Below are 8,427 nucleotides of genomic sequence, written 5' to 3'. Positions count from 1 at the left end.
CACTCCCCGGCGATCAGGTGCTTTCCATGCGGCGTGAAGGTCATGATCCTTCCTCCGTTCTTTCGCATTGGCAAAAATATCCCCGCCGGAGGCGTCCGGCGGCACCGCCCGCGGGGGGCGGCGTGGCAGGCGTTCAGGCCCCGTGGATCGGCTCTTGGGTGAACATGCCGCCCTGGTAGACGGCGTTCGGATGATCCTTGGCCGGCCGTTCCATCCGCGCATCGAGCGCGGCGCGGAACCGTTCCGAATTGTCCTGCGGCCGCCAGCCGATCGCGGCGGCCGAGGCGGTGTCCCACCATTTCTGGTCGTTGTCGGACACGCCCCAGATCACCGGGCAGCCCAGCCGCGGCGCGCGGAAGACGCAGCCGATCAGCGCCGCGCAATCGTCGAAGGACATCCAGGTCGCCAGCATCCGGTGGTTCGCGGGCTCCTCGAAGCACGACCCGATCCGCACGATCGCCGTCTCGATCCCGAACTTGTCGTGATACATCGAGGCCAGCGCCTCGCCGAAGCATTTCGAGACGCCGTAAAGCCCGTCGGGCCGCATCGGGTCGGTCGTCTTCAGCCACTCGTCCTGCCGGTAGAAGCCGATCGTGTGGTTGGACGAGGCGAAGAGCACGCGGCCCACCCCCTCGGCCCGGGCGGCCTCGTAGAGGTTGTAGAGCCCGAGGATGTTGGCGTTCAGGATCGTGCCGAAGTCGCCCTCGACCGACTTGCCGCCGAAATGCACGATGCCGTCGCAGCCCGCGACCATCGCGCGCACGGCGGCGGCATCGGCGAGGTCGCAGGTCACGACCTCTTCGGTCGGGCCGGGGTCCTCGACGGGGACGATGTCGGCGAGGCGCAGCGTTTCGGCCACGCCGCCCAGCCGCGTGCGCATCGCGCGGCCAAGGCCGCCGGCGGCGCCGGTGATCAGGAGTTTCTTCAGCATTGGGTTCTCCGAAGTCGGACCGCCGGACCCGTCGCAGGGATCTGCGGGGGGCCCGGCGGGAATTGCGGTCGGCTCAGCGGAAGACGCCGGGCAGCCAGAGCGAGAGCGCCGGGATGTAGGTCACCAGCATCAGCGTGGCGAAGGCCGCGAGATAGAAGGGCCAGATCGAGGTCAGCACCTGGCCGATGCCGATGCGCCCGACGGCGCAGCCGACGAAGAGCACCGATCCCACCGGCGGCGTGCAGAGCCCGATCCCGAGGTTCAGGATCAGGATCACCCCGAAGTGGACCGGATCGACCCCGAAGGCCTGCGCCACCGGCAGGAAGATCGGCGTGGTGATCACGATCAGCGGCGACATGTCCATGAACGTGCCCAGGATCAGCAGCATGACGTTGATCAGAAGCAGGATCACGATCGGGTTGTCCGAGAAGCCCTGCAGGAACTCGACCATCTGCGTCGGCACCTTCAGATAGGCCAGCAGCCAGCCGAAGCAGGCGGCCGAGCCGATCACCATCAGCACCATCGCCGTGGTGCGCACCGCAGCCAGCGTCGCCTCCTTGAAGTCGAACCACGACAGGCTGCGGTAGACCAGAAGCGTCACCCCCAGCGCGTAGATCACCGCGATGTTCGAGCTTTCCGAGGCGGTGAACACGCCCGAGCGCACGCCGCCGAAGATGATCGCGATCAGGATCAGCCCGGGCACGGCCGACAGGAACAGCGTGCCGAGCATCGCGAAGCCCGGGAAGGCCTCGGTCGGGTAGCCGCGGCGCCGCGCGACCATCCAGGCCGCCGCCATCAGCGAGAGCGCGAGGATGAAGCCCGGCACGATCCCCGCGGTGAAGAGGTCGGCGATCGAGATCCGCCCCCCGGCCGAGATCGAGTAGATGATCATGTTGTGCGAGGGCGGGATCATCAGCGCGATGATCGACGAGACGACCGTGATGTTGACGGCATAGTCGACGCCGTAGCCGCGCGCCTTCATCTGCGGCACCATCAGCCCGCCCACGGCCGAGGCATCGGCCGTGGCCGAGCCCGAGACGCCGCCGAACATCAGCGAGGCCGCGATGTTGACCTGGCCAAGGCCCCCCTTCATGTGCCCGACCAGCGCCGCGGCGAAGGCGACCAGCCTGCGCGCGATGTCGCCGCGCACCATCAGGTCGCCCGCGTAGATGAAGAAGGGGATCGCCATCAGCGCATAGACCGAGACGCCCGAGTTCAGGCGCTGGAACACCACCACCGGCGGCAGCCCGAGGTAGAGCACGGTGGCGAAGCTCGACACGCCAAGGCAGAAGGCGACCGGCGTGCCGATCAGCAGAAGGAAGACGAAGCTTCCGAACAGGACCACGAGTTCCATGCGCTCACTCCTCGATCGCGTCGTCGCCGAAGCGCACGGTGGTCAGCCCGGCGAAGCGGCGCAGGATCCGCTCGACCGAGAACAGCAGCAAAAGCGCGCCCCCGCCGACGATCGGCGCGAAATCCCAGGCGCGGCTGACCCCGAGCCCCGGGATCACGTTCGATGCCGCCTTCTCGGACAGCTGCAGGCCGAACCAGACCATGCCCCAGCCGAAGGCGCCCACCACCGCGTCGGACACAGTGTGCAGCACCGGCTTGAGCCAGTTCGGCAGCACATAGAGCAGCACGTCGAAGGACAGGTGATAGCCCTCGCGGATGCCGACGGCGGCACCGAGGAAGATGAACCAGCCCATGATCAGCACCGATCCCGGCTCGGCCCACTGCAGCGACGAGTTCAGCACGTAGCGGAACACGACCTGGCCGAAGACGAAGCCGGTCATCAGCACCAGCCCGACGCCCGCGACCCAGAGCGCGACCGTGGCCAGCCAGCCGGTGAAGACCGCCAGGCGCTCCATCGCCTGGCGGAAGGGGTTTGCGGCCCGCGCGCGCGGGTCGCCGCCGAAACCGGGGGCGGCATCCCCGGACATGTGCGGGCGCGCATTCATCACTGGGTGTCCTGGATGCGCTTGACCAGGTCCTGCAGCTCGGGCGTGGTCACGTACTTGTCGTAGACCGGCTTCATCGCGTCGATGAAGGGCTGCTTGTCGACATCCATGATCACCTCGGCGCCGCCGGCCACGACCTTCTCCTCGGACGCCTTGACCTGGGCGTTCCACAGCTCGCGCATCACCGGGACCGAGTCCTTCGCGGCCTGGCGCACGGCCTCCTGGTCCTCGGGGGTCAGCTTGTCCCAGCTCGATTTCGACATCGCGAGGATCTCGGGCATGATCAGGTGCTGGTCGTTGGTATAGTACTTCGCGACCTCGGCATGGCCCGAGCTGTCGTAGCTGGGGAAGTTGTTCTCGGCCCCGTCGATGACCCCGGTCTGGATCGAGGAATAGACCTCGCCGTAGGGCATCGGCGTCGCGTTGGCGCCCAGCGCGTCCATCATGTCGACGAAGACGTCGCTCTGCATGACGCGGAACTTCATGCCCTTGAGGTCGTCGATGGTCTTGATCGGCTTTTGCGAGTTGTAGAAGCTGCGCGAGCCGCCGTCGTAGAAGGCCAGGCCCACCAGGTCATGCGCCTCGAAGGCCTTCATGATCTCGTCGCCGATCGGCCCGTCCATCACGTGGTGCATGTGGTCTTCCGAGCGGAAGATGTAGGGCAGCGAGACGATCTGCGTCTCGGGAATGATGTTGTTGAACGGCCCGAAGCTGGCGCGGACCATGTCGATCACGCCGAACTGGGTCTGCTCGATCGAGTCCTTCTCCTCGCCCAGCTGCGACGCGGGGAAGACCTCGATGCACAGCCGGCCATCGGTGCGCTCTTCCAGCATCTTGCCCATCTGCTTGACCGCCTCGACGGTCGGATAGCCGTCGGGATGCGTGTCGGCCGAGCGCAGCGTGGTCTCGCAGGCGCCCGCGGCCCCCGCGATCAGCGTGGACGCGGCCAGCGCCGCGACGGTTGTCAGGTAAGCTTTCATGTCGTCCTCCCGTTCGGCCCGTCCGGGGCCGCGTTCGTCCGGCCGCGCGGGGGCGCGCCGGACCGTCCCAGGGCCGCGCGACCCGTCGGGGCGCGTCCCTCTCCCGTCACGTCGCGGCCTCCGGGGCATGTCCTTGCCGGACATGTCTCCCCCCCGGATACCGCCACTCGCAGCCGCCGGGACCTGCCCGGCGTCACCTCTCCCCGGTCAGCCGACCGGCGGAAATCCGAACAGCTCCTGCGGGTTGTCGACCAGCGCCAGCCGGCGCGCCCGATCACCGGGCAGCCAGCCCAGCACCGTGTCGGCCAGCGCCGCGTCGCAGGGATAGTCCGCGGCGGTCCTCGCAAGGTTGTGCGGCCAGTTCGTGCCCCAGACGATGCGCTCGGGCGCGTGGGCCGCCATCTCGCGCGCGACCTCGGCCACGTCGGCATACTCCGGCCCGCCAAGGCGCGAACTCTCGTAGACGCCCGCGAACTTGAACCAGCACCGCCCGGCGTCGACCAGCCGCTTCACCGCGGCGACCTCGGCCGGACCGGCGCCGGCGAAGAACTTGCCGTGATGGTCGAAGACCCAGCGCGACTTCAGCGCCGCCAGCCGCGGCTCCAGCTCGAGGATGCGGTTGCCGTCGAACTGCACCGCCATCATCCAGCCGGCATCGGCAGCCATCGCGTCGACCGTCTCCAGCCCCGACAGCCCCAGCGCCCCGCCCGGCAGGTCCATGATCCGCGCGCCGACCACGCCGGCATCCGCCAGCCGCGTCATCTCGGCGGCCGGGGTCGCGTCCGTGATCACCGCCACGCCGCGCGCCACAGCGCCCATCTCGGCCAGGCAGGCGAGAAGATTGGCATTGTCGGCCTGGTGCGCATTGCCCTGGGTGATCACCACGCGGTCGATCCCGAGCCAGGCCATGACCTGGCGATAGGCCTCGGCATCGGGCAGCGGATCGGGCGGCAGCCCGGGGCCGCCGGGCCGCGCCGGGTGCCCCGGCAGGTACATGTGCATCTGCGTGTCGATCGTGCCCTTGGGCAGGACCAGCTTCGGCGGTTCGCCCGACAGCTTGCGGATCATCATCGCCTCACTCCTTCGGCGCGAATTCGGCCAGCGCGGCGCGGTCGATCTCGATCCCCAGGCCCGGGCCGTCGGGGATCGCGACCATGCCGGCGACATGCTCGATCGGCGTCGTCACGATCGCCTGGCGGAACGGGTTGTGGGTGCGGTCGAATTCCATGATCGGCTCGACCGGGTTCACCCGCACCGGCGAGGGCACCATCGCCGCCATGAACTGCAGGGCGGCGGCGATATGCACCGCGGTGCCCCAGACATGCGGCACCACCCGCACGCCGTGCAGGGCCGCGAGATCGGCGATGCGCCGCGCCTCGGTGAAGCCGCCGCAGCCGGCAAGGTCGGGCTGCGCGATATCCACCGCGCGCGTCTCCAGCGGCTCGCGGAAGCCCCAGGCGGTGTGCCAGGTCTCGCCGCCCGCGACCGGGATCGGCTGGCGCACGCGCACCTCGCGATAGGCGGCCAGCTGCTCGGGCACCACCGGCTCCTCGAACCAGTCGATGCCGCATTCCGCGGCCGCCTGTCCCAGCCGCACCGCCTCGATCACGTCATAGCCGTGGTTGGCATCGATCATCAGCCGCATCTCCGGCCCGATCGCCTCGCGGACGGCACGGATCACGCGCAGGTCCTCCGCGACGCCGAAGCCGATCTTGATCTTGCAGGCATGGAAGCCCTCGGCCGCCCGCGCCGCCATCTCGGCGGCGTTGTCCTCGACGCGGTCGACGCCGTCGCGCTTGAACGACCCGGTGGCATAGGCGCGGATCTGCTCGCGGAACCGCCCGCCCAGCAGGACCGAGACCGGCACCCCGAAATGCTTGCCCTTGATGTCCCACAGCGCGATGTCGATGCCCGACAGCGCGGTGACCGTCAGCCCGCGCTGCCCCTGGTCGCGCAGCGCGTTGTACAGCGTGGCCCAGATCTTCGTCGTCTCCAGCGGATCCTGCCCCACCAGCCACTGCGCATAGGTCGCGACCACCGCGGCATTGGCCCGCGCCGGCCCCAGGCATTCCCCCCAGCCCACGGTGCCGTCGTCGCATTCGATCTCCACCAGCACATGGCTGCGCCGGTCGAAGCGCATCGAGGCGCTCTCGAAGGCCGTCTCCAGCCGATGGTCCAGCAGATGAGTGCGCACGGCCGCGATCTTCATCGGTCTTCCTCCCGTCCCCGGTTCTCGACTTTGCCGAAAATATCCCGGGGGAGTCCCGCAGGGACGGGGGCAGAGCCCCCTCCCCGCCCGTCACGTCTCAGGCCGCCATCTTCCGGCGATAGGGCGCGATCAGCGCTTCCATCATCGCCATCTCCTCGGCGTCCAGATCCTTCAGCGGCGCCCGCACCGGCCCGGCATTGAAGCCCTGCGCCCGCACGCCCGCCTTGATCGCCGAGACCGCATAGCCCTTCGCGCGGTTGCGGATCGCCATGAACGGATAGAAGAACTCGTTCAGGATCCGCTCGCAGGTCGCCCGCTCGCCGGCGCGCAGCGCGCGGTAGAACTCGACCGCAAGGCCCGGGACGAAGTTGAACACCGCCGAGGAATAGGTGGTGAAGCCCGCGCCCAGGTAGGCCTCGGCGAACAGCTCCGCCGTCGGCATCCCGCCCAGGTAGATCAGCCGGTCGCCCATCTTGGCGGTGATCTGGCGCACGAGGCCGATGTCGCCGGTGCCGTCCTTGAAGCCGATCAGGTTCGGGCAGGCATCGCAGAGCCGCGCCAGCGTGTCGGCCTGCAGCACAGCGTTGTCGCGGTTGTAGACCATCACGCCCATGCCGGTCGCGTCGCAGACCGCCTTGACGTGGGCATAGAGCCCCTCCTGCGGGGCGTCGATCAGGTAGTGCGGCAGCAGCAGGATGCCGGTGGCGCCGACCTTCTCGACCGAGCGCGCGATGTCCTTGGCCATCTCCGTGCCATAGCCGCAGCCCGACACGATGGCGGTGCGCCCGTCCGCGGCGTCCAGTGCGGCGGCGACGATCGCCGGGATCTCGGCGGGGGTGAGCGAGAAGAATTCGCCGGTGCCGCCGGCCGCGAACAGGACCGGCGCGTCATAGCCCGACAGCCAGTCGACATGCGCCTTGTAGCTTTCGGGGGCGAAGCGGCCCTCGGCGTCGAAATGGGTGACCGGGAACGACAGCAGCCCCGAACCAAGGGCGGACTTCAGCGATTGCGGGTCCATGGCGGCCTCCTCCTCCTAAACCATGTGATGATCTAGACGACCCACCCTACGACTGTCAACAACTTGTATGATGAATTTTGCGACCCCGCCGATCACTGCCGCAGCAGGCTGCGATACCGGGTCTGGCTGCCCTTCAGATGCACGCGCATCGCCTCGCGCGCCGCGATCTCGTCGCTGTCGAGGATCGCGGCGACGATGCGGTCGTGCTCGGCGCGGATCTGCTCGAGATAGCCCTTCGGTGCCGGGTCGGCGGCCTCGTCCGGGCGCAGGGCGCGACGGGGGATGATGCCGGGACCGATCACCTGCAGGAACTCGCCGAACCGCGGGTTGCCGGTCATCTCGGCGATGACCAGGTGCAGGTGGTAATCCGCGTCCCCCGTCGGCTCACCGTCGGCCACGCAGGCCTGGAATCGCGCGTTGGCCTGCAGGATGGCCTCGTCCCCGGCCGGCGTGTGGCGCTGCGCCGCCAGCCCCGCGGCCTCGACCTCGACGGCCGTGCGCAGCTCCAGCAGCTCGATCGTCGATGAGATCCTCTGCGGATCGAGGTTGCGGAACGGCGGCGGCGCCTGCGGTTCGGGGGCAAGCACGAAGACCCCGGCACCCTGCCGTGCCTCGACCAGCCCCTCCGAGCGCAGGGCCGCGATCGCCTCGCGCACGACGGTGCGGCTCACGCCATGGGCCTGGGTCAGCTGGCCCTCGCTCGGCAGCCTGTCGCCGGGCTGCACCGTGCCGGCGACGATGTCGGCCCGTAGCGCGGCGGCGACCCGGGCGACGAGCGTGCCGCTGCGGGGGCGGCCCTGGGGTCCGCTTTGGGGTCCGCTCTGGGAGGGGGCCGGAGTGTTCACTGTCGATTTCCCTTTCCGCGCGACGCCCGCCCGAAGCACTCGTCGTGACCTGTCTGAAATTCATCATACCACTCGGCGCGGGAAATGGAACCGTCGCCCGTCGGGACCGCCGGCTCCGAACTGTCCGCGCCGTCGCACCCGGTTGCCGTCCTCGGGACGAATTCCGCCACCGGCCCGGCGCCGTCAAGACTGGCCGTCAAGACCGCAAGCGGTGACGGGTCCCGCACCGCGGGGCCGCCGCCGTGCCTTGCCCCCGCGCCACATCGTCGTGATGATGGGCCGGACACCGCCATCAGACCCGGGGCGACCGGCGCCGCGGACCCGCCACCGCCCGAGGCCCTGATGCTCACGATCCTCGCCGACCGGACCTACCGCCATCTCTTCGCAGCCCAGGGGCGTTGTTGCTCTAATCGGCTGAAGGCCGATCTGTCCCTTTCCCGCTCGGTCTTCAGCTCACGGCAGTGATCTCGGCGGTGCCGAGGGTGT

The 8,427-nt window shown here is 69.2% G+C and carries 8 protein-coding genes; all 8 read right to left on the bottom strand.

What is annotated here, in order from left to right; translation table 11 throughout:
* Positions 1 to 133 precede the first annotated feature (133 nt).
* Positions 134 to 931, bottom strand: a complete 798-nt coding sequence (locus tag V8J39_RS23400) for an NAD-dependent epimerase/dehydratase family protein (RefSeq protein WP_336463395.1) — start codon at positions 929 to 931, stop codon at positions 134 to 136.
* 73 nt (positions 932 to 1,004) lie between these two features.
* The gene (locus V8J39_RS23395; RefSeq protein WP_336463394.1) at positions 1,005 to 2,285 is read right to left on the bottom strand and encodes a TRAP transporter large permease; all 1,281 of its coding nucleotides are present in this window, start codon (positions 2,283 to 2,285) and stop codon (positions 1,005 to 1,007) included.
* A 4-nt stretch (positions 2,286 to 2,289) separates the two neighbouring features.
* Complete coding sequence (locus V8J39_RS23390) at positions 2,290 to 2,889, bottom strand: TRAP transporter small permease (protein WP_336463393.1); 600 nt, start codon at positions 2,887 to 2,889, stop codon at positions 2,290 to 2,292.
* Positions 2,889 to 3,869: a TRAP transporter substrate-binding protein gene (locus tag V8J39_RS23385; RefSeq protein ID WP_336463392.1), complete on the bottom strand. Its 981-nt coding sequence runs from the start codon at positions 3,867 to 3,869 to the stop codon at positions 2,889 to 2,891. Before V8J39_RS23385 ends, V8J39_RS23390 begins: the two co-directional genes overlap by 1 nt.
* A gap of 207 nt (positions 3,870 to 4,076) precedes the next feature.
* Positions 4,077 to 4,940, bottom strand: a complete 864-nt coding sequence (locus V8J39_RS23380) for an amidohydrolase family protein (protein ID WP_336463391.1) — start codon at positions 4,938 to 4,940, stop codon at positions 4,077 to 4,079.
* A 4-nt stretch (positions 4,941 to 4,944) separates the two neighbouring features.
* Positions 4,945 to 6,078, bottom strand: coding sequence for a mandelate racemase/muconate lactonizing enzyme family protein (locus tag V8J39_RS23375; protein ID WP_336463390.1), 1,134 nt, complete (start codon positions 6,076 to 6,078; stop codon positions 4,945 to 4,947).
* Between the two features lie 97 nt (positions 6,079 to 6,175).
* Positions 6,176 to 7,096 carry a 5-dehydro-4-deoxyglucarate dehydratase gene (gene kdgD, locus V8J39_RS23370; protein ID WP_336463389.1) on the bottom strand — a complete coding sequence of 307 codons (921 nt, stop codon included), beginning with the start codon at positions 7,094 to 7,096 and terminating at the stop codon, positions 6,176 to 6,178.
* Positions 7,097 to 7,188: 92 nt separating this feature from the next.
* Entirely contained in the window at positions 7,189 to 7,941 is a 753-nt protein-coding gene (locus V8J39_RS23365; RefSeq protein ID WP_336463388.1) for a FadR/GntR family transcriptional regulator, read from the bottom strand.
* Positions 7,942 to 8,427 lie beyond the last annotated feature (486 nt).

Origin of the sequence: Frigidibacter sp. MR17.24, from assembly GCF_037095655.1 — a bacterium.
Taxonomy (GTDB): Bacteria; Pseudomonadota; Alphaproteobacteria; order Rhodobacterales; family Rhodobacteraceae; genus Frigidibacter.
This window is presented reverse-complemented; position numbering and strand designations above follow the sequence as displayed.

What these genes read in the sequence shown, in the direction of transcription:
- V8J39_RS23400 (WP_336463395.1), bottom strand. Translation starts at nt 931, where the DNA reads ATGCTGAAGAAACTCCTGATCACCGGCGCCGCCGGCGGCCTTGGCCGC.
- V8J39_RS23395 (WP_336463394.1), bottom strand. Translation starts at nt 2,285, where the DNA reads ATGGAACTCGTGGTCCTGTTCGGAAGCTTCGTCTTCCTTCTGCTGATC.
- V8J39_RS23390 (WP_336463393.1), bottom strand. Translation starts at nt 2,889, where the DNA reads ATGAATGCGCGCCCGCACATGTCCGGGGATGCCGCCCCCGGTTTCGGC.
- V8J39_RS23385 (WP_336463392.1), bottom strand. Translation starts at nt 3,869, where the DNA reads ATGAAAGCTTACCTGACAACCGTCGCGGCGCTGGCCGCGTCCACGCTG.
- V8J39_RS23380 (WP_336463391.1), bottom strand. Translation starts at nt 4,940, where the DNA reads ATGATGATCCGCAAGCTGTCGGGCGAACCGCCGAAGCTGGTCCTGCCC.
- V8J39_RS23375 (WP_336463390.1), bottom strand. Translation starts at nt 6,078, where the DNA reads ATGAAGATCGCGGCCGTGCGCACTCATCTGCTGGACCATCGGCTGGAG.
- kdgD (WP_336463389.1), bottom strand. Translation starts at nt 7,096, where the DNA reads ATGGACCCGCAATCGCTGAAGTCCGCCCTTGGTTCGGGGCTGCTGTCG.